Here is a 21,307-nt window from a genome sequence, read left to right as displayed (position 1 = left end):
ATCATTTTGAGAGATCATTCCAAAAAACAAACAAAATGGTAAATCGTCTTCCACAATTGCGATATTTCATTCGATTATCATACAGTTCAGGACTTGGCAACTTGTTAAGGTCGAAATGTATCATCATCACATCAGAACAAAAAATAAAAGACACTCAGAGGAATGAGTGTCTGAAAGAATCAGAATCGTTTGTGAAAGTCAGTTTTCGAATTTCTTTATATCATATGTTCATTTAATGTTCTATTTTTCTGAATATTTTTATGAAGAGATCTTTACTTTCTTTCTTGTTGTTTCCCATTTGCCTCTGCAAGGGCTGTGAACTAAATCATTGTAGGCTAACACATTCAGATCACGCTGGATGGTTCTTGGTGTAATGCCAAATTCATCAACCAGTTCTTGGGTTGTAACGAGTCCCTTTTCTTGAATGAACATGTAGACTGATTTGATTCTGGTAAGCATACGGTTTGTTGAAGGTTTCAAACAACCACTCCCTATCATATGATCGAATGGACTTGACTACCACAACTTACTTACGACTTCAAAATACAGCATGGACGACAAACAAGTATTTCTATAAAACGATCAATAAATATTATACACGATCTACTAGATAAATATCCAGAAAAAAGACGTAACCAAATGTATGAAATAATGAAAATCAAAAAGAGCTGACGAATGAAACCGAACTTCTTTCGCATAGATACGTACATAATAACTGGGGTGATATTTGATGAAACTTTGTGTGCATATTGAAAAAGCAGGTTATGATGAAGAACAACCAACAATTGAAAATATTCAATTTTCTGTTGGGGAAGGTGAGTTAGTCGGATTAATCGGTCCAAATGGGGCTGGAAAAAGCACAACAATTAAGACGATTCTCGGTTTAACAAAACATGTAAAAGGAAATATTTACTGGAATGGAACATCAAAATATGCATACATACCGGAACAACCGAGTTTTTACGATGAATTGACACTCTGGGAGCACATCATAGCTTTAGGCACATTTTTACAAGAAGAGGAGTCTGCTTTTTATAGTAGAGCAAATCAGCTCATTGAACAATTTTCACTCGAACAGGTGATTCACGAATATCCTGGAACCTTTTCAAAGGGAATGCAGCAGAAACTGATGTTAATTCATGCCTTTTTAATGAAACCGGATATGTATATTATTGATGAGCCATTTATTGGACTTGATCCGATTGCAAATCGCTTGTTTTTGGACATGCTGAAAGAAGAGCAAAGGAGTGGGAAGGGGATTTTGCTATGTACACATGTGCTTGACACTGCAGAAAAAATCTGTGATCGCTTTTTACTTCTTTCAAATGGCTGTTTACTTATGGAAGGCACACTTGGAGAACTCCGCGAGAAAACAGGCATTTCACAAGGTTCGTTGCTTGATTGTTTTTATTTTGCTATAAAGGGTAGATCCCTATGAATGGGCAGAGATTGTTTTTAACTAGGCTGAAGGCTGACTATCGATATCAGCTTCGGGTATTAGGTTCGGTGATTGATTGGACGATTGCTTTATATCTCATTTTACCTGTGATTGCAATCGGAGGATACCAGTATATTAGCTTGCTGAATAGTTCTGTCTTATCGACTGGTGTTTGGTTTAGCAAGCTTATTTTATTGATACCGTCTATTTTTACGCTGTTTGGATCAATCAGGACGCTTCTTATGGAAGCAGATCAGCTTTATCTTTTACAAAAAAAGATACTTATTGTTGAGATGAAAAGGTGTGGAGCGATCTATTGTTTATTGATTCAGATTTGTAAATGGCTGGTGTTGTTGGTGCTATTTACACCTATATTAGTCAAGCTTTTTCCTTTTAACTTGTTTGATTGTATGACAATTTTCTTTTTCTATTTTAGTGTTAATTTGTTTATTATCGCTGTAAAGCGAAGATGTTTAGTGAGAAATACAAAAAAATCTCTTATTGAACAGATTTTAGTTATTTTTCTTGGAGCCTGCGCAGTCGTGTTATCAACTTCTGTTTATTTCATCCTAATTGTTGGATTGTTGCTTGCTACCATAGCGGTGAAAATCTACTTCGATTCACTTTCACACCTATTTGTTTTTTATCAAGAGGTTGAGAAAGAGATGAGGCATAAACTTAGATTTGTCAACCTTATTTTATTGTTAAACCAGAATGGAAGTGTTCCGAAGGTTGAAAGAAAAGCAAGGGCGAAAAAACCAAGATTACTGTTTAAAAAATCACAAAAACTTTTTAAGATACGAACGATTGAAAATGGATATCGAGAAGTGTTTTTCAAAGTGTTTCTTCGACATGATGATTATAAAGGACAGCTTTTTCGAATAATCGGTGGCTTTACCGCGCTTATCATCTTAGGGCCGATCTGGATAAAACTGATGGCTTTATTACTTTTTGCTTATGTTTACCATCACTTAATATCCATTCAGTTTGATAAGGTGATGGAACATTCTTATTTATTAGGTGCTGATCATAATAGTGATGCATTTTATAAAGCTAGACGGAATTGTATAAACTGGCTGTATTATCCAGGGTTGATTTGGTGCTGTCTTGTTTCAATTATTAGTACATTTGTCGGTATTTCACCTTTTTGAATGGTACCTTCTCAAGTAGACAATGGAGGGCATCAAAACTATTTATACGGCTTTAGTCCTGTATTTGATCAGGCTGAGGCCATTTCATTTTTGTAAAACAATCGCAATGATTTATTGTTCTTATTCCTGCCCTCTTCACAAGATGCCCCCTTTTTCTTCTGACTTGATCATTTTTAATGACTGTACAAATAGGAGATCTGCACTATTAATCGTATTTGTAGCTTGTTGATGCATGAATAGGTGGAAAATAATAAGCTGTTTGACCGTCATTTAGAACTTTGCGAAACTACGGGCTAGCCATCGTTCATGTTTAAATAATCACAATATAATTTGGTCCATTTATGCACAAGCTAATGCAGAATAATGTTTCGTAGTTTACACATGCAAGTGATGGCGAATTGAAACATATACTTTTTGGGTTGCAACATAAAGAGTGTTTACTTTCTTCGTTTAGAACGACTAAAAATAGTAAAGATTCATGAGTTGATTGATGAATTTATTTTGGTGGGAGATGAAACACTTGCTAACTGAAATCATGATTTTACTTGTACTCATTTTACTTAACGCCTTTTTTGCTGCTTCGGAAATCGCACTTATTTCATTGAATGATAATAAAATGAAGGCGATGGCTGAAGAAGGACATAAAAAAGCAAAATTATTGCAAAATCTTCTGAGTGAACCGAGTCGTTTCCTAGCCACAATACAAATTGGAATTACCTTGGCTGGATTTTTGGCAAGTGCGTTTGCAGCAGAAAGTTTTGCAGGCAGGATGGCAAATGTATTACACTCCGCTAATGTCCCATTACGGCTTGAAACGTTAGAACTTATTTCCGTTATCCTTATAACACTTCTGTTGTCTTATTTTACTCTTGTATTAGGTGAGCTTGTTCCGAAACGACTTGCATTGCAAAAAGCTGAACCAATTGCAATGTTTACAGTTATGCCGTTAACGTTATTGTCAAAGATTTCTTTTCCTTTCGTAAAACTTTTAACAGTTTCTACGAATTCTCTTGTTCGGCTTGTAGGAGTTGATCCAAACGATAATAAAGAAGAAGTGACTGAAGAAGAAATCAGAATGATGGTGGATGTAGGTAATGAGAACGGAACGATTCAAGAAACTGAACGGTTGATGATAAACAATATTTTTGAATTTGACAACAAAACAGTTAGCGATATCATGACACACCGAAGCCATGTTGTTGGTGTTTCTCTCGATATGCCTTTAAATGAAGTCATAAGATTAATCAACATTGAAAAATATACGAGGCTTCCCGTATTTAAAGGAAGTATTGATAACATTGTGGGAATTCTTCACGTTAAAGACTTATTAGACTTCATTGAACATGGTGGGGAATCAGAATTAGAGGTAAGCAAAATTTCACGTACACCTTATTTTGTTCCGACATCTAAAAAAATCGATTTATTATTTAAAGAATTGCAAAAGAACAAGGTTCATATTGCTATTGCAATTGACGAGTATGGCGGAACCGCTGGTATTGTAACCACTGAAGATTTACTTGAAGAAATTGTAGGTAACATTTTTGACGAACATGATGAGGAAGATAAAGAAATCGAAAAGATTGATCCAAACACTTATATTGTTAATGGTATTGTCAATCTAAGAGATCTTCGTGAAGAAGTCAATTTTAATTTCCCATACGAGGAATATGATACGCTCAGTGGCTTTTTGATTGGACAGCTTGGCAGAATACCATTGAAAGGCGAGAACCCGGTTATTGAATATGGAGGTGCAGTATTTACAGTAGAAGAAGTTGATGAACGAAAAATTAGTAAAGTGAAAATTGAAATGACAAAAAAGCCTAAAGATGAAGACTAAAATGGTGCATCTAGCTAAGTGCGAGGTGCATTCTTTATTTTTAACGACCTAAACGAGAAATGGTCGCTAGTGTTACAGCACAAATTTGGTTGACAACCTTATAAAAAATAAGACAGAGCATAAACGTGAAAGAATAACGTTTTAAAGAAGAAGGACACCGAAAAATTCAAAAAGGTGTCTTTTAGATATAGATTTTTAAAAAAAGGTGATGCACTACAAATAGTAGGCATACACCTTTTTTTATGAAACAATCGGTTTATTCAGCAGTCTTTAAAGAAGACTAAGGTTTTGTACTTTAATGACCTTCCAAAAAGAACAGGTGAATGAAAAATAGGATGGCAAACACAAGAATAAGCGGATGAATCTCACGCCATTTGCCTTTTGCCACTTTTACTAAAGGATATGAAATAAACCCTAGTGAAATGCCTGTAGCAATGCTTGATGTGAGTGGCATTGTCAGGATGACAAGAAATGCTGGGAATGCTTCATCAAGCTCTTTCCAACGGATATTTGTAACAGCACCGATCATCATGCTTCCTACAATAATTAAAGCAGGTGAAGTAATTGCAGCAATTCCAGAAACAGCGCTGACAAGCGGGCTGAAAAATAATGCGGCTCCAAAGAGAACAGCGACTGTTAATGAAGTCAGTCCCGTTCTTCCGCCCGCAGCAACCCCTGCTGATGACTCGATATAGGCAGTTGTCGGACTTGTCCCAAACATAGCACCGATCGTCGTTGCTGTAGAATCAGCCAGTAGGGCTTTTTTTGCATTTGGGAGCTTATTGTTTTTCATCAGCCCTGCTTGCTCAGCAACTCCGATCATTGTTCCTGTTGTATCAAAGATCGTAACGAGTAAGAATGAAAAAACAACTGAGTAAAGTCCATAATGAATCACATCGCCAAAAGCAGCAAAAGGATTTGTGACGATGAGTTTTTCAGGTAAATGAGGCATTGAGAGAATCCCTTGGTCAAAGTGAAGTTGACCAGTGAAAAAGGCAATCAGCCCAGTCAAGATCATTCCATAAAAAAGAGCACCATTCACATTCATTACCATCAGAACGACGGAAAAAGCTAGACCAACCAATGTTAAAATGACTGCAGGTGAATGGAGGTCACCAAGACCAATTAAATTGGCTTTATTTGCTGTGATGATGCCCGCCCCTTTTAAGCCAACAAATGCAATAAACAATCCGATTCCGGCTGTGATCCCGTATTTTAAATTAGCAGGAATTGACTCAATCAGTTGTTTTCTAAGAGGTGTTAACGATAAGATAATAAAGAGAATACCTGCTGTAAATACAGCACTGAATGCTATGTGATACGTAATTTCACCATGTGAAGCACCAACAACAGAAACGGCAAAATATGCATTAAGTCCCATCCCTGGTGCAATTGCAATCGGAAAATTGGCTGAAAGCGCCATCCAAAGCGTGCCTACGACAGCGGCAATAATCGTTGCAGTGAATACTTGATCAAAAGGTACACCAGTCCCAGAAAGAATGCTGGGATTCACAACAACGATATAAACCATTGTAAAGAAGGTTGTGATACCCGCTAAAATTTCTTTTTTAACTGTGGTTTGGTTTTCTTTTATATTAAACATTTTTTCCTCCAATATCGAACGTTATATCAAAACAAGATCTATAATATTCGTTATAATTGGATTTGGCAAGTGTTTTTTTGCTTTTTACATGAAAGGAAGGGTGAAAAAATGAATTGGGAAAATGAGGTATCGAATAGAAAAGTTGAAATTATTGGCGATATTCAAGAGTTTTTAAAAATGAACAGTGTTCTTGATGAAGAAACTGCAGGACCTGGTAAGCCTTTCGGTGAAGGGATTAACAAATGTTTGACAAATCTTTTGGACAAGGGAGCAGTTCACGGTTTTAGTGTAAAAAATCTCGATGGTTATGCAGGACATATTGAATGGGGAACAGGAGAAGAGCTGATTGGTGTCCTCTGTCATATTGATGTCGTTCCTCCTGGAGATGGGTGGACAAGCGCTCCGTTTGCTGCAGAAATCAGGGATGGCCGCATATATGCTAGAGGTGCCCTTGATGATAAAGGACCGACAATGGCAGCATTTCATGCGCTTAACATTTTAAAAGAACTGAACCTGCCTTTGTCAAAACGAATTAGATTGATCATTGGAACTGATGAAGAAAGTAATTGGCGCTGTGTCGAACATTATTTTAAACATGAGGAGATGCCTTCGGCTGGTTTTGCTCCAGATGCTGATTTTCCGATTATTTACGCAGAGAAAGGCCTAATTGATGCAACTTTACAAATTGAATGTCCTCCACATGAAAAAAATACGAATCTTATTTTGGAAGCATTTCAGGCTGGTAAGCGCCTGAACATGGTTCCTGATGCGGCTGAGGCTACACTTTCAGGAACGGTTACAGATGACTTTGAACAGGCTTTTGTCACATTTGTCAAGGAGAAATATGGAGAAGGACAAATGACGAAAAAAGACAATACTGTGATCTTAAAAGTGTTAGGAAAATCTGCTCATGCTATGGAGCCGAATAACGGTGTTAATGCGGGACTTATTTTGGCTGCATTTTTACATACTCAAACACTTGATAAAGCAGGTTTTCATTTTGTAAAAACAGCGTCTGATGCTTTTTACGATGATACCCGAGGTAGAAAAATCGGAATTGCCTGTGATGATGAGATGAGCGGAGAACTAACTTTGAATGTTGGCCGTATGAATTATCAAGCTGAACAAGGTGGCGAGATCGGCATTAATATTCGCTATCCGGTCACAAAGAAGAGCGGTCCAATTCAAGAATCGCTGCAGAAACTAACAGGAATGGAGCTTAGCAGTTTTCAAGACAGCCAACCTCATTATGTATCTAAAGACCATCAGCTGATTAAAACGCTTCAGAAAGTATATCATGAACAAACTGGTGAAAAAGCAGAATTAATCTCAATCGGTGGAGCGACATATGCTCGATCATTAAAAGCAGGCGTTGCCTTTGGACCACTGTTCCCTGGTCGTCCTGATGTAGCTCACCAAAAAGACGAATATATGGAAATTGATGATCTTTTGCGTTCTGTATCATTGTATGCTCAAGCAATGTATGAATTGGCAAAGTAATCATATGGCAAGCCGGCTGAAAAAGCCGGCTTGATTTAGTGAGAACTATTGCCGGGCTCCAATTTAAATCATATAGTTATAGGGGTAGGAACCGTTGAGGGGAGAGGGGCTATTTTGAACTTACATATGAGTAAGCGGTTTTATTCATTCTATTTTTTATTCTTTTTTGGCTATGGCGCGTTTTTTCCGCTCTTGTCTGTCTACTTAAAGGACACTGTCCACTTAACTGGAGGACAGATTGGATTAATTATGTCGATCAGTCCGGTTGTTATGATATTCATTCAACCTATTTGGGGAATGGCAAGTGACTTGACGCGAAAACCAACAGTATTATTAACGGTTGCTTTACTGTTTACCGCTATATTTGCATTTTTATTCTCGTTTGCACATTCGTTTGTGATTCTGATGGTGATGATGGTCTTACTTTCGATGTTTCAAAGTGCAGTTGTTCCGCTTTCTGATAGTATTGCGATTGACTTTGCTGAGAAATCAAAGATCCCTTATGGCTCGATCAGGCTTTGGGGCGCTCTTGGGTTTGCAACAGCTGTTTTTATTATAGGCAGGCTTGCAGAAACATTTCACCTTTCCGTGATTTTTTATACGTTTATGCTTTTTTTAATCTTGGCAGCGGGATTTGCTTCAAGACTTCCGAAAGAAAATAAAACAATGAAGGTTAACTTAAAGTCAGGGATTAAAGAGCTTCTTAAAATTAAAAAATACTTTCTTTTTTTAGTAGCAGCTTTTTTTATGATGGGCCCGACTTTAGCTCACAATATTTATTTCGGTATTTATATTAATGAAATTGGCGGTACGCTTGCCGGGGTAGGAATCGCGTTTTTGTTTGCAGCCGGTAGTGAAGCTCCATTTATGAAAGCAGCGAACAGTTTAATTCAGCGGTTTGGAATTGAGAGAGTGTTGTTATTTGCTGTTTTTATTTCTTCATTGCGCTGGATTTTTTATTTTTTTACGCCATCACTTCCATTTGTTTATGCAACATGTGTTGTTCAAGGCTTTTCAGTCGGACTGTTCATCCCTGCCGCTCTTCAATATGTCAGAAAGTTGGCACCAGCACATTTAGGTGCGACAGCGATCAGTTTATATTCAGCAGTTGGAAACGGTTTGGGGAATTGGTTTAGTACATATATGGGGGGCTTAATTTTTGAACGGTATTCAGCGCTCTATGTCTACCTTTTCTTTGGTATTTTATCTACGCTTTCTTTTCTGATCATTTTGGGAATGAATATCTTTGCGAGAAAAGCGTCTGCTATGGAATCTTCAATTTCATCATAAGCAAGAAATATAAGCTTGTAGACAATGCTTTCTACAAGCTTTTTATGTTGTTTTGTCTCATTTCATATTGTCTCAATACTCTCTGGTAGTAATGGTTCAATTTTACAAATTAATTTACCTAACATTACCATGAACCTTACAAAAGCAAAAAAGGGAGGTTATAAGTACCATTAATATTTGTTAAAATGTAGAGAAGATGAATGGAAGGAAGTTATACATATGTCTGTACAACCGCATTATTTTATTGGAATTCCATTTCCGGCTGAGCTTTCAGAGCATCTTTATCAAATGATGAAAAATGATCCGGATTTTTCTTTTCATAAATGGGTACATCCTTTAGATTATCACTTGACCCTCGTGTTTCTAGGAGCTGCTGATCGAGATCAGCTTTTAGCACTTGAGAACAAACTTCAGCTAATTGCAGAGCAAATTTCTTCTTTTCGGCTCACACTGAAAAAAACCGGAACATTCGGCAAATCGTCACAACCGAGGATATTTTATGTTGAACCAGAATACTCTAAAATTCTTTTACATGTAAGAGAAAAGGTGAAAAGGGCCGCTACTGAAGTGGGTTTTACAATCGAGAATCGACCATTTCACCCGCATATTACAATCGCCAGAAAATGGAAATCAACTGTTCCTTTTCATGAACATACCAAAACATTGAAAAACGAAATATCATTCACAGCAAATCAGTTCGTCATTTTTGCAACCCATTTAGACCAAATTCCCAAATATGAACATAAAACTATTGTAGTTTTTGGGAAACAGGCGGCAACAGACGAGCAGGATTCGGAGATGAAAAACAATGGCACAGATTATTAAAATACAGGACTGTATCTCAAGATATGAGCAAGATCCTTATCACTATATGAATCAATATATTCGCTTAAAAAAACAGCGTTGGCAGTCAATGGTCGACATTGCGAAACAGAAGGAAGCGGCTCAATTTCTTGAATCTCAATCTTTAGAAGAAGAAAAAGGTCGTCAAAAAAAATTTTCATTAAAGAGAAAAAAAGATACATCCGATATTAAGACTAGCAATGAAGTGAGTGGTCAGTTGTTTAACAGTTTAGATCAGGATCTAAACGAATCGTTTCTTGCGAGGATTCCTGTGGATAGAAAAGATTTACTATCTTTTTTTAAGGAATACATTTATGAGTTCCAGTTAAAATGGGCAAGCTCGACGATTTCAGACATTTCCAAGCTTTCCCGGGAAATAAAGAATGACAAGATCCTGCAAATTTTAGCTCAGCAGCTTCCTGATTCTTATTTTCTGATGTATCGTCCGGTTTTACAAGTTAATCAAGCAACAGCTGAACTAAGCATCATCATTTTAACTCCGCTTGAAATCTTTTGTGTCGTATTTCTTGAAGGTGAAAGGGAAAGTGTTTTTCATGGGTCCAAAAACCGTTTTTGGAAAGAGAAAACAGTAAGAGGTGTTGAGAAGTCTGTTTTGAATCCTTCTACTGAACTTTTAAGAACAGGATCAATTGTGACGGGTTTATTAAAAAAAGCAAAAATTGACCTCCCTATCCACAAAGTGATCATCAGCAGAACATCTTTTATTGATTTTCCTGACCCACCATATGGAATAGAAGTTTTTGATAGAAGACAGTGGAGTGATTGGCTAGCAAAACATAAAAAAAATATTGCTCCCATTAAAAATCAACAGCTAAAAACAGCTAAGCTTTTGTTATCTTATGGAGTCTCAGATTCAAAGCGAAGAAAGGAATGGCTCAATTAGCTATTCATGCATTTTTTTAGAATGACAAATGGAGAAATAAATTATGAGTGAATGGTATATCATCATTAATCCGAAAGCAGGAAACTCGTCATCTCTTAGCGTTTGGAAAACATTGCAAAAGGAACTTCGGAAAGCAAATGTATCGTATCGCTCGTTTATGACACAGTATCCTGGGCATGCTGAGGTTTTGGCACGACAAATATCAACGATACAGGATGATAGGCTGAAACGTTTGTTAGTTGTTGGTGGGGACGGAACGATCCATGAAGTTTTGAATGGTTTAATCAGTCTCCAAGATATTCAACTAAGCGTCATTCCAGTCGGCTCAGGAAATGATTTTAAGCGAGGTTATTCAGTTAAAAAATCACAGATGATTAAAAATTTAAAGCGCACAGGGGAATCGCTTACACGCACTTATGCACTGGGCAGTTTTCAAACAAAAGATAGTTCAAACGATCTTTATTTTGCTAATCATCTTAGTATCGGTTTTGACGTCTATGCTGAAAAAAAATTTTCAGAATTACCGAAATGGATGGGGTTTTTAAAGTTGAAGCCGTTGCTTCATCCAATCATCTTTTTTGTCTCTGCTTTTACCTTTAAACCGTTTGTCCTTTCGATTGAAACTGAAGGAGAAACTAGAACATATAAAAAAGTCTGGTTTACAGCTGTTTCAAATCATCCATACTATGGTGGAGGGATGAAGATTGCACCAAATGCAAATCCACGTGAGACTATTTTGGATGTGATGATCATTGAAGATCTTCCAACACTCAAAAAAGCTGGCCTTTTGCTTGCCATGGCTTTTGGTAAGCATATAGGCAAAAGAGGTGTTAACGCATTTAAAACGAAAGAAATCTACTTCCATACAAATGAAAGAATTCTATTCCAAGCAGATGGGGAAATCATTGGTTCAACCCCTGTTTTTGTTAAAACAAGTACCGATTCTCTTCGTTTAAAAGTTTAATTTTGCTTGACGAAGTTTGCCAGATAGCGATAAAATTTAAAAGACGGCTATTGTTTAGCACAGATTACTCTCAATAGCCGTCTTTTTATTTGAATATAGATTAATATGAGACGTTTTTTTCTGTTAGAAGGCATTGAATGCCTTTAAAATCTTTGAGAAATGATGGGTTGAAAATCGATATGAACTGGTTGGGACAATTATTAGGTAGCGAATGGGAAATTTCCCCCGCGGGAGGAGCTACAGGAGATGCATATTATGCAAAACATAATGGACAGCAACTTTTTTTAAAACGGAATAGCTCTCCTTTTTTAGCTGTCTTGTCTGCGGAAGGAATTGTTCCTAAGCTCGTTTGGACGAAACGATTGGAAAATGGAGATGTGATTACAGCGCAACACTGGCTTAAAGGCAGGGAGCTGAAACCGAAAGATATGAACAGTCAAGCAGTGGCTGAGATGCTTCGGAAAATCCATACTTCAAAAGAGCTGTTAGATATGCTGAAGAGACTCGGTATTCAGCCTTTTCAGCCAAGTTCTGTAATCACACAATTAAAACAATTTATCCAAGCCCGACAGTATTCGATTCCACAGCTTGAACAAGTCCTTTTTTATCTTGAACATCATCTGAATGATGTAAAGTGCGCAGCAAAAGTTGTCTGCCACTGTGATGTGAATCATAATAATTGGCTTTTGACAGATGAAGATCAGCTTTATTTAATTGATTGGGACGGTGCTATGATTGCAGATCCTGCCATTGATTTAGGGCATCTTCTTTACCATTATGTTGGGGAGCAAGATTGGGAAAAATGGCTGAAACGTTATGGTATTTCAATAACTGACAATTTAAAGCTCAGGATGGCTTGGTACGTATTGGCAGAGGCTGCAATATCACCGCTTTGGCAACTAAAAAGAGGAAATCATGAGAGCTTCCATCAAGACCTTGAACAGCTTAACATACTGATAGAGCGTCTTATCTGACCTTTAAGAAAATGAATCAATTTCTTCTACCCACTGTGTGAGTCGATCTTGGTGCTCAAGAATGTGATTTTGAATAGAAGGTGATGATTTTCCTCTTTGGCTGTAGAGGTATATGTCTTCGAGCACACCTTTTAAGTTAGCATCAAGGTCAATATTTGTGTATAACGATTTAATGATTCGTTCAACCTGTTCACATTCAGCAACAGTACCGGAGCAGTCTGCTTGATGGTCAGAAAGAATGTCTTTTAATAGGTGCATTTGATTTTCGTGATTTAATCCCATAAAAATGGCACTTCCCTTCATTCGCAATATATGGATATATTGTTCAGGAAAGATGTTTTTTATACACGAAGGATCTGAGGACCTTAGAGAGCTCAGGTTCTTTTTTGACTTGGGAGAAACCTTGCGGGATCATCAATTTCTTGATATGTTGTTAGTTGATATTACAGATAGAGGTGTAAGTACATGAGAATGCGTCACAAGCCTTGGGCGGATGATTACTTGGCAGAGAACTCACATATTGTCATCAGTGATCCGTCTGAATATAAAGGGGAATGGCATTCCATTTTTGGAAATGACAATCCGATCCATATTGAAGTTGGGACTGGAAAAGGTCAGTTTATTTCAGGGATGGCCGAGAAAAATCCAGATGTGAACTATATCGGCATTGAGTTATTTAAAAGCGTTATCGTCACTGCGGTTGATAAACTAAAGCAAACAGAAGCACCAAATGTAAAATTGTTAAATATCAATGCAGAGATGCTCCCTGATGTATTTGCAGATGGGGAAATTAAGAGAGTCTATTTGAATTTTTCTGACCCGTGGCCAAAAAATCGTCATCAAAAACGCCGTTTAACAAACCATGTGTTTTTGAAAAAATATGAACAGGTGTTAGGTGGAAAAGGGGCCATTCACTTTAAAACAGATAACCGTGGTTTATTCGAATACTCCTTAAAAAGTTTTTCTGAATACGGTCTTGTTTTGACATTTATTAGCCTTGACTTGCATCAAAGCGATTTTGAAGATAATGTAATGACTGAATATGAAGAAAAATTTTCTGCTAAAGGTCAGCCTATTTACAGAGTTGAAGCTGAGTGGAGAATATGAAAAAACAGATCATTCCCAGGTCTGTTTTTTGTTTTGCTTAAATGATCTTTTTGCTACGATAGAGTGGGAGGGATCTTAGATGGAAACGTTAAATATTGGGAGTATCAAATTAACATGGTTAAACGGCGGTGTTACACATATGGACGGAGGCGCTATGTTTGGTGTTGTACCAAAACCACTTTGGTCAAAAAAATATGCTGTTAATGATAAGAATCAGATTGAATTGAGGACAGATCCAATCCTTGTTCAAAAGAGCGGAGTAAATTTGTTAATCGATTCAGGCATCGGATTCGGCAAAATGACGGATAAACAAAAAAGAAACTATGGTGTTACAGAAGAAACGTCACTTGATCAATCATTGAAAACACTTGGACTTTCAACAGATGATATTAATGCTGTGTTGATGACCCACCTTCATTTTGATCATGCGAGTGGATTAACACGTTATGAAGGAAATGAACTTGTTTCTGTTTTCAAAAATGCTGTGATTTATACGTCTTCTATTGAATGGGAAGAAATGAAACATCCCAATATTCGCTCCAAAAATACATACTGGAAAGAAAACTGGGAAGCGGTACAACACCAAGTGGAAACGTTTACAAATAAACGTGAGATTGTCCAAGGGATCTCAATGTATCATACAGGTGGACACAGTGACGGACATTCTGTCGTTGTTCTGGAAGATTCGGGTGAAACAGCGCTTCATTTGGCAGATATCATGCCTACACATGCTCATCGGAATCCTTTATGGGTGCTTGCCTATGATGATTATCCGCTTAACTCAATTGCTGCTAAACAAAAATGGCAGGCAAAAGCAGCTGAAAAAGATGCGTGGTATATCTTTTATCATGATGCGGTTTTTAGAGCTTTAAAATGGGATGAAAACGGAGATATTACAGTGTCATTGAGAAGAGAGAAGAGTTTGTAATCTGACAATGGGGTGTCCTGAAAGTAGTGTGGATGAATAAAAATTGGGGAATTTGCTCGCTTTCCGCGAGCCTCGCAGTTTCCCCTGATCCATGTTGATAAAGGACTTTTTAGACACCCCCTCATATTATGTTGCGGTGTCAATAACAGCTACAATCATGCCTGTTTTTGCATCAATCATTACTTCATACTGTTCAAGCTCTCCAAAGACTGAACGAGTGATCCCTGTTTTATAAACTGTTATGGTTTCACCGTTTACTGTATATGGTTCAGGAACAGTATAAATCCACGATCCATCAATCGGACCTCTCTGTTTAAAAGCAGATTTTACGATGCGAAGCGCTTTTTCTGAAGAAATGTAAGGTGATGCGACATATTCTTTAACAATAAAAGCTGCCGCAATGCCGACTCCAGCTCCAAGAACAAAATGGCGCAACTTCATAATCGATTAGCACCTCCAAAGTTTCTTATTCTTCATTATACAGAACATGTCCTTTCATGTTAAGAATAGCTTCTTTTCTGGAAAGATATTGTGTACTTATGTAAAATGTGTACTAGATCTATAAGAAATGAGGGAAACAGATGAACCACGAAACGAAAATACTATTTCAAACGCTGACCGAACTTCCTGGTGCACCCGGAAATGAACATCTTGTACGTGCCTTCATGAAAAAAGAACTTAAAAAATATTCTGATGAGATCATTCAAGATCGGCTTGGCGGTGTGTTTGGCGTAAAACATGGCCCTAAGGATAGTCCGAAAATCATGGCGGCTGGCCATATGGATGAAGTAGGATTTATGGTAACTGCTATTACGGATAATGGTATGATTCGGTTTCAAACGCTTGGCGGTTGGTGGAGCCAGGTGCTTTTGGCTCAACGTGTCGAAATCCATACAGAGAATGGGCCGATTCCGGGAGTCATCGCAAGTAAACCACCTCATATTCTAAGTGATGAAGAGCGAAAACGTCCAATGGATATTAAAGCGATGGTGATTGATATCGGTGCAGATGATCGGGAAGATGCAGAGAAGATCGGTGTCAGACCTGGTCAACAAATTGTGCCAATCTGTCCATTTACACCGCTAGCGAATGAAAAAAAATGGATGGCGAAAGCTTGGGATAACCGCTATGGTTGCGGTTTGAGCATCGAATTAATGAAAGAAATGCAGGGAGTAGACCTTCCGAACACGCTGTATTCGGGAGCGACTGTTCAGGAAGAAGTTGGAACAAGAGGAGCCCAGGCAGCAGCCAACATGATTCAACCTGATTTATTTTTTGCGCTTGATGCCAGTCCGGCAAACGATACGAACGGAGATAAACAGCAATTTGGTCAGCTTGGAAAAGGGGTGCTTCTAAGGATTTTTGACAGGACAATGGTGACTCACAGAGAAATGAGAAATTTTGTGCTTGATACTGCTGAAACCTATGATATTCCATATCAATATTTTGTTTCTCGTGGCGGGACAGATGCTGGAAGAGTGCATATTTCTAATGAAGGTGTCCCTTCAGCAGTGATCGGTATCTGTTCAAGATATATTCATACTTCAGCTTCTATTATTCATGTTGATGATTATCAAGCTGCAAAAGAATTGCTCATTAAATTAGTTAAAGCATGTGACAGATCTTTGGTTCAATCGATGATAAACGATTAATATGTAAGAGGTTGTCCCGAAAGTAGTGTACATTTATAAAAATCGGGGAATTTGCACGCTTTCCGCAGGTGAGAACCCGCAGGAGTCTGCAATTTCCCCTGATGCATGTTGATAAAGGATTATCAGGAAGTTTCAAATAAATATGAGAGTGCTTTCATGGCCTGATTTACAGTCTCAACCGTAATATTTGCTTTGTTTGACAGTTCTTTTAGTGGATGGTGAAGAGACTTCGGACGAATGATAATGAGTGGTTTCCCTTTTGCAATGGCAGATGAAGCATCCATGGCTGTGTTCCATTGTTTATATTTTTCACCAAAAAGTGCAATCACAATATCTGCCTTGTTCATGAAAACGGAAGTTCTGAAATTGTTTATATCTGAGGCTACGTGATCTTTTGCGATTGAATCAGCCTGTTTGCCTAATATTTCTTCACCAATGTTGTCAGAGCGGTCATGATCTTCCATTGGGCCGACAAATTTGAAGGGTAGTTTAAGAGATTTTGCTTTTTCTTTTACTTCTTCGCGCCAGTTGGTATGTATTTCTCCCGCTAAATAAACGATAAATTCCATGAAAACTCCTCCTTTGTTTGAATAAAAACCATTAACATACTTTTACCCGTTTACTGATCATGTTAAACAAGTGTAGCTTGATTTTATTTGAAAAATAGACTGTCGGCAAATGTCTGGCTATACTGTTAGATGTCTGGTATGATCTGAATGAAAATGAGAACAAATTTATTGGAGGCGTTATATCTTGAAAAAAATTGAAACTGCTGAAGAACTGGAAAAATCCATTCTTTCAGATTTATCTCTATTGATGTTTTCAGCTGATTGGTGTCCGGATTGCCGTTTTGTCGATCCGTTTTTACCAGAGCTTGAAGCGAATTTCCCAGAATTCACATTTTACTATGTTGATCGGGACCAATTTATTGATACATGTGCAGAATGGGATATTTTCGGAATTCCAAGTTTTCTCGTTTTTAAAAACGGTAAGGAAATTAGCCGTTTTGTCAATAAAGATCGCAAAACAAAAGATGAAATTGAACAATTTTTAAATGATTCTCTGAAAAAGTAACGACGAAAGGAGAGTTCCTCTATGAAAATGACGCCAAGGAAACTTTCCGACACCTTAAAAAGACGTCTGCAAAATGAAAGCTGGTCCTTTCATTTCGATAAAGAAAAAGACACACTTCGGATCGAGGACAAGCTTGCTAAAAAGGGGATAACTCTAGAGCTTCCTGGAATCATCGCAAAATGGGAGCAAAAAAAAGATGAAGTCATTGAAGAAGTGGTCTATTATACAAAAGAAGCCTTAAAGGCGATGAAGGACCAATCACAAGAGATCAAGGGGCGAGAAAACTTGATTTACCCTGTGATCCGTTCAACGTCATTTCCTCAGAAATCAAGTGGTGGCATTCCACTCATCTTTGATGACCATACCGCAGAAACGAGCATTTATTATGCGCTTGATCTAGGCAATACGTATCGGCTACTCGATCAACATATGCTTGACAAAGAGGGCTTAACACAGGAAAGTATAAAAGAAATGTCCTTGTTTAACCTTCGTTCCCTTCAAACGATTGTTAAAGAAGATATTGTAGCTGACAATCATTTTTATTTTTTCAGAGCGAATGATGGTTATGATGCCAGCCGGATTTTAAATGATTCCATTCTAATAGAATATGAAGAAAAAGTGCAAGGAACACTCGCAGTCTCAATCCCTCATCAAGATGTCCTCATTATTGCGGATATCCGCAACCAAGCAGGATATGATATTCTTGGGCAAATGTCGATGAGTTTTTTTGCCAATGGAACTGTACCGATAACAGCGCTTTCCTTTTTATATGAGAAAGGAAAGCTTGAACCAATGTTTATACTGGCAAAAAATCACCCTAAAAAGTAATGATAGAAAGGATTTTTTGAATGAACGCATTTTATAACCTAGAAGGAATCGGTGATACACTGTTAATCAACCTTCACGATGTTTCAACTGAAAACATTGCTTTTGAGCGCTTTGGAGATGTCGTCAAAATTTTTGATAAAGAATCAGCTAAAACAACAGGCTATAACATTTTTAACACTTCATCTTATATGAAACTGTCTGAAACAGGATCAATTCCACTGTCTGAGAGCTTTGTTCAAGATGTGAATGAAGTGTTAGCCCGAAACGGCTTGAAAGATCAGCTGACAGTCGACCTTTCTCCAAAGTTTGTCATCGGTTATGTTAAAGAAAAAGAGAAACATCCGAATGCTGACAAACTGAGTGTATGTAAAGTAGATGTAGGAGCTGAAACATTGAATATTGTTTGCGGAGCGCCAAATGTAGATGAAGGACAAAAGGTTGTTGTTGCCAAGGTCGGGGCTGTGATGCCAAGCGGTCTTGTCATTAAAGACGCTGAACTTCGAGGAGTGCCTTCCAGTGGAATGATCTGTTCTGCAAGAGAATTAAACCTACCTGACGCACCACAGGAAAAAGGAATTCTTGTCCTAGATGATCATCATATAATAGGGGAAGAATTTCAGTTTTAAAATGTCATAAATTAAACTGAGCTTCCGAATCAATGTAAACAAAGCCACTTGAGTGAAAAAACTTAGGTGGCTTTTGATTTTTAGGGACTGGATAGATTGACCTTGATCTTTTCTGGTGAGAGAAGCAATGGTATACTAAAAAACGTCCCCGAAAAATTTAAGGGAGTTAGAGAGTGATGATTGATGAGCTGGTTTAATAAATTATTCAACCTAATATTAGGTGAAGATGAAGACGACAAAGAACAGGTTAAATACATAGAAAAGCAGTATAATGTACGACCTGTATTTCAAGAAAATGAAGAAATGCCACCAATACCAGATGCAAAAGTGGTTTATAAATATCCAAATGGGAAATTCCGTTTTCCAATGATTCCAGACCAGAATACGAACAAAAAGAAGCCAAGAGAGCAGCAAACAAAGCGAAGAGTCAACAACAATTCTTCGCCTCATAGACAGCATGCAGGTTTTACAAAAAACAAGGCAGAGTTTACGAAAAAGCCATTTAGACCATCAGTTATACCTTCACCCGTTTATGGCTTTCATGAACAAAAAAGAGTTCAACCTGCTTCTCCGCCAAAACATAAAGTAGATCGTGTTAGGGAAGAAATGGAAATTAGAAAGCCTTCCCTGTCAGAAGAAGTGAAATCCATCAATATAACCGAACCAACGGAAATCCATCTTACATCTTCAGAAGACAATCAAAAAAGAATGCGATTGATTGAAGAAGACGATGATTTCCAAAAGCAGCATGCAGAAGAAGCAACAGCCATAAAGCCGTTTGTTGAAACTGAGTCGTCTACTGATGAAACTGCAACAGACAGACAAAATGAGTGTGATAACCACTCTTTCCTAGATCATGACTTACAGCAAAGTGATTTAGAAAACAAATTAGAGCAGCATAATGTCTTGGAAAACGAACATGAACAAAAAGAAGTGAAACAGGATACTCAAGTTCCTGATCAAAAAGTAAATGAGCCTACGGGTGGGTCTTCACAAAAGCAGCAGAAGAGCTACACATCTCGAGTGCCTTTTAATGTTATGATGCTTTCATCTGACAAACAAAATCACAAGGCACCACAAAGTTATCAATTTCCAAGTTTATCACTTCTCGATGTACCGCCTGCTCAAAGACAGGATGATCACGCATGGATACAGAAACAAAAAGATCTTTTGGATGAAACGCTGGAGAACTTTAATGTTAAAGCAAATGTTGTTCATGTGACATATGGTCCTTCTGTAACGAGATTTGAAGTGCATCCTGAGCCAGGAGTAAAAGTAAATAAAATCACCAATCTTTCCGATGATATTAAGCTCAGTTTATCTGCTAAAGATATTCGGATTGAGGCACCGATTCCAGGGAAAAATACGGTCGGGATCGAGGTTCCAAACTTACATAGCAAGATGGTCTATTTGCGTGAGATGATTCGAAGTTCTGAATTTAGGACGAGTCAGTCTCCATTGACCTCGGCTCTTGGGCTAGATATTTCCGGGAAGCCAATCGTTCTCGATTTAAAAAAAATGCCCCATGGATTAATTGCCGGTGCTACGGGATCAGGAAAAAGCGTTTGTATTAATACGGTGTTAGTGAGCCTCTTGTATAAAGCGGCGCCTTCAGAAGTAAAGCTCTTACTGATTGACCCTAAAATGGTTGAACTTGCGCCATATAATCAAATTCCGCATTTAGTGAGTCCCGTTATTACCGATGCTAAAGCGGCAACTGCAGCTTTGAAATGGGTTGTCGAAGAAATGGAGCGACGCTATGAATTATTTGCACATGCGAGAGTTCGTGATATTGAGCGCTTCAATGAAACAGTTCACGACAAGAAAATGGGAGAAAAACTCCCATATCTTGTCGTTGTGATTGATGAGCTTGCCGATTTAATGATGGTTGCGCCAAATGAGGTGGAGGAAAGTATTTGTCGTATTGCACAAAAGGCCAGAGCTTGCGGCATCCATCTACTCATTGCCACTCAGCGTCCATCTGTCGATGTCATAACCGGTTTAATTAAAGCAAATATACCGACTAGAATCGCCTTTTCTGTATCAAGTGGTGTTGATTCAAGAACAATTATTGATATGTCAGGAGCGGAAAAGCTCCTTGGAAAAGGAGATATGCTCTTTTTGGAAAATGGCTCTGGAAAACCTGTCCGTCTTCAAGGTAACTTTGTTTCTGATTATGAAATTGACCGAGTCGTTTCACATGTAAAACAACAACAAAAGCCAGTCTATTTGTTTGAACAAGAAGAGTTAATTAGACAAAATCCGGCTGGTCTTGAGCAGGACGAGTTGTTTCCGGAAGCTTTAACATTTGCTGTTGAGCAAAATAGTACTAGCACCTCTAGTCTTCAGCGAAGATTTCGTATCGGCTATAACAGAGCGGCCAGATTGATCGATATGATGGAAGGAAAAGGCTTCATTTCAGAAGCGAAAGGAAGTAAGCCGAGAGAAGTCTTAATTTCAAAGGCGGAATTGGAACACCTGATAGAAAGTGGTTCATTTTTTAGCTAAACGTGGTATGATAGCTGATGGGTGTATTTTTTTCACCCATCATATACTCGGTCTCTAAACTATTCTTAATTAACTAAAAG

General features: G+C 37.8%; 20 protein-coding genes and 1 pseudogene. 16 read left to right on the top strand and 5 right to left on the bottom strand.

Translation table 11 applies throughout. The features are described 5' to 3' along the window. Nucleotides 1-258: 258 nt before the first annotated feature. A complete protein-coding gene (locus PDT38_RS15115) occupies nt 259-480 on the bottom strand; it encodes a DeoR family transcriptional regulator (protein WP_172297154.1) in 222 nt (73 codons plus the stop codon). A gap of 250 nt (nt 481-730) precedes the next feature. Between PDT38_RS15115 and PDT38_RS15110 the strand changes: the two genes are divergently transcribed. The 3 genes from PDT38_RS15110 to PDT38_RS15100 all read left to right on the top strand — a co-directional run bounded on the left by PDT38_RS15110 (nt 731) and on the right by PDT38_RS15100 (nt 4,426). Beyond that, nucleotides 731-1,438 (top strand): ABC transporter ATP-binding protein, encoded by a 708-nt coding sequence (locus tag PDT38_RS15110; protein ID WP_270802769.1) that lies wholly within the window; start codon nt 731-733, stop codon nt 1,436-1,438. Then, entirely contained in the window at nt 1,435-2,589 is a 1,155-nt protein-coding gene (locus tag PDT38_RS15105) for an ABC transporter permease (protein WP_270802767.1), read from the top strand. The genes PDT38_RS15110 and PDT38_RS15105 overlap by 4 nt, the downstream gene beginning before the upstream one ends. A gap of 520 nt (nt 2,590-3,109) precedes the next feature. Beyond that, nucleotides 3,110-4,426, top strand: coding sequence for a hemolysin family protein (locus PDT38_RS15100; RefSeq protein ID WP_270802765.1), 1,317 nt, complete (start codon nt 3,110-3,112; stop codon nt 4,424-4,426). Between the two features lie 295 nt (nt 4,427-4,721). Here PDT38_RS15100 and PDT38_RS15095 read toward each other — a convergent pair whose 3' ends face one another. Then, nucleotides 4,722-6,029: an NCS2 family permease gene (locus PDT38_RS15095; protein WP_270802763.1), complete on the bottom strand. Its 1,308-nt coding sequence runs from the start codon at nt 6,027-6,029 to the stop codon at nt 4,722-4,724. 108 nt (nt 6,030-6,137) lie between these two features. On the opposite strand from PDT38_RS15095, the gene pepV reads away from it, so the two are divergent. The 6 genes from pepV (at nt 6,138) to PDT38_RS15065 (ending at nt 12,504) form a co-directional block, all read left to right on the top strand. Further along, entirely contained in the window at nt 6,138-7,529 is a 1,392-nt protein-coding gene (gene pepV / locus PDT38_RS15090) for a dipeptidase PepV (RefSeq protein WP_270802762.1), read from the top strand. Between the two features lie 114 nt (nt 7,530-7,643). Beyond that, on the top strand, nt 7,644-8,819 hold the full coding sequence (locus PDT38_RS15085; RefSeq protein WP_270802760.1) for an MFS transporter: 1,176 nt from the start codon (nt 7,644-7,646) through the stop codon (nt 8,817-8,819). A 219-nt stretch (nt 8,820-9,038) separates the two neighbouring features. Beyond that, the gene (gene thpR / locus PDT38_RS15080) at nt 9,039-9,644 is read left to right on the top strand and encodes an RNA 2',3'-cyclic phosphodiesterase (RefSeq protein WP_270802758.1); all 606 of its coding nucleotides are present in this window, start codon (nt 9,039-9,041) and stop codon (nt 9,642-9,644) included. Next, nucleotides 9,628-10,566, top strand: coding sequence for a hypothetical protein (locus tag PDT38_RS15075; protein ID WP_270802756.1), 939 nt, complete (start codon nt 9,628-9,630; stop codon nt 10,564-10,566). The genes thpR and PDT38_RS15075 overlap by 17 nt, the downstream gene beginning before the upstream one ends. 43 nt (nt 10,567-10,609) lie before the next feature. Then, a complete protein-coding gene (locus PDT38_RS15070) occupies nt 10,610-11,530 on the top strand; it encodes a YegS/Rv2252/BmrU family lipid kinase (RefSeq protein ID WP_270802755.1) in 921 nt (306 codons plus the stop codon). A 179-nt stretch (nt 11,531-11,709) separates the two neighbouring features. Continuing rightward, entirely contained in the window at nt 11,710-12,504 is a 795-nt protein-coding gene (locus PDT38_RS15065) for a phosphotransferase family protein (RefSeq protein WP_270802870.1), read from the top strand. Between the two features lie 3 nt (nt 12,505-12,507). Here PDT38_RS15065 and PDT38_RS15060 read toward each other — a convergent pair whose 3' ends face one another. Continuing rightward, nucleotides 12,508-12,786 (bottom strand): YtzH-like family protein, encoded by a 279-nt coding sequence (locus tag PDT38_RS15060; protein WP_270802753.1) that lies wholly within the window; start codon nt 12,784-12,786, stop codon nt 12,508-12,510. 183 nt (nt 12,787-12,969) lie between these two features. Here PDT38_RS15060 and trmB point away from each other — a divergent pair, with 183 nt between their 5' ends. Then, nucleotides 12,970-13,611, top strand: a complete 642-nt coding sequence (gene trmB / locus PDT38_RS15055; RefSeq protein ID WP_270802751.1) for a tRNA (guanosine(46)-N7)-methyltransferase TrmB — start codon at nt 12,970-12,972, stop codon at nt 13,609-13,611. Nucleotides 13,612-13,690: 79 nt separating this feature from the next. Beyond that, on the top strand, nt 13,691-14,539 hold the full coding sequence (locus tag PDT38_RS15050; protein WP_270802749.1) for a YtnP family quorum-quenching lactonase: 849 nt from the start codon (nt 13,691-13,693) through the stop codon (nt 14,537-14,539). A gap of 126 nt (nt 14,540-14,665) precedes the next feature. Here PDT38_RS15050 and PDT38_RS15045 read toward each other — a convergent pair whose 3' ends face one another. After that, a complete protein-coding gene (locus PDT38_RS15045; RefSeq protein WP_270802747.1) occupies nt 14,666-14,980 on the bottom strand; it encodes a PepSY domain-containing protein in 315 nt (104 codons plus the stop codon). Nucleotides 14,981-15,120: 140 nt separating this feature from the next. On the opposite strand from PDT38_RS15045, the gene PDT38_RS15040 reads away from it, so the two are divergent. Next, nucleotides 15,121-16,191, top strand: a complete 1,071-nt coding sequence (locus tag PDT38_RS15040; protein ID WP_270802745.1) for a M42 family metallopeptidase — start codon at nt 15,121-15,123, stop codon at nt 16,189-16,191. 122 nt (nt 16,192-16,313) lie between these two features. Here the strand turns inward: PDT38_RS15040 and PDT38_RS15035 are convergent, their stop codons facing one another. After that, the gene (locus PDT38_RS15035; protein WP_270802743.1) at nt 16,314-16,760 is read right to left on the bottom strand and encodes a YtoQ family protein; all 447 of its coding nucleotides are present in this window, start codon (nt 16,758-16,760) and stop codon (nt 16,314-16,316) included. 184 nt (nt 16,761-16,944) lie between these two features. Between PDT38_RS15035 and PDT38_RS15030 the strand changes: the two genes are divergently transcribed. The 4 genes and pseudogenes from PDT38_RS15030 to PDT38_RS19590 all read left to right on the top strand — a co-directional run. Next, nucleotides 16,945-17,265 carry a thioredoxin family protein gene (locus PDT38_RS15030; protein ID WP_270802741.1) on the top strand — a complete coding sequence of 107 codons (321 nt, stop codon included), beginning with the start codon at nt 16,945-16,947 and terminating at the stop codon, nt 17,263-17,265. 21 nt (nt 17,266-17,286) lie between these two features. Next, nucleotides 17,287-18,093 carry a DUF1444 domain-containing protein gene (locus tag PDT38_RS15025; protein ID WP_270802739.1) on the top strand — a complete coding sequence of 269 codons (807 nt, stop codon included), beginning with the start codon at nt 17,287-17,289 and terminating at the stop codon, nt 18,091-18,093. 20 nt (nt 18,094-18,113) lie between these two features. Beyond that, nucleotides 18,114-18,719, top strand: coding sequence for a YtpR family tRNA-binding protein (gene ytpR / locus PDT38_RS15020; protein ID WP_270802738.1), 606 nt, complete (start codon nt 18,114-18,116; stop codon nt 18,717-18,719). 1,023 nt (nt 18,720-19,742) lie between these two features. Continuing rightward, a pseudogene (locus PDT38_RS19590) lies at nt 19,743-21,227 on the top strand (DNA translocase FtsK); the annotation flags it as partial. Nucleotides 21,228-21,307 lie beyond the last annotated feature (80 nt).

Origin of the sequence: Bacillus changyiensis, assembly GCF_027706145.1 — a bacterium.
GTDB lineage: Bacteria > Bacillota > Bacilli > Bacillales > Bacillaceae > Bacillus > Bacillus changyiensis.
Note: the sequence above shows the minus strand (reverse complement) of the source record. Positions and strands in the feature narration are given on the sequence as shown.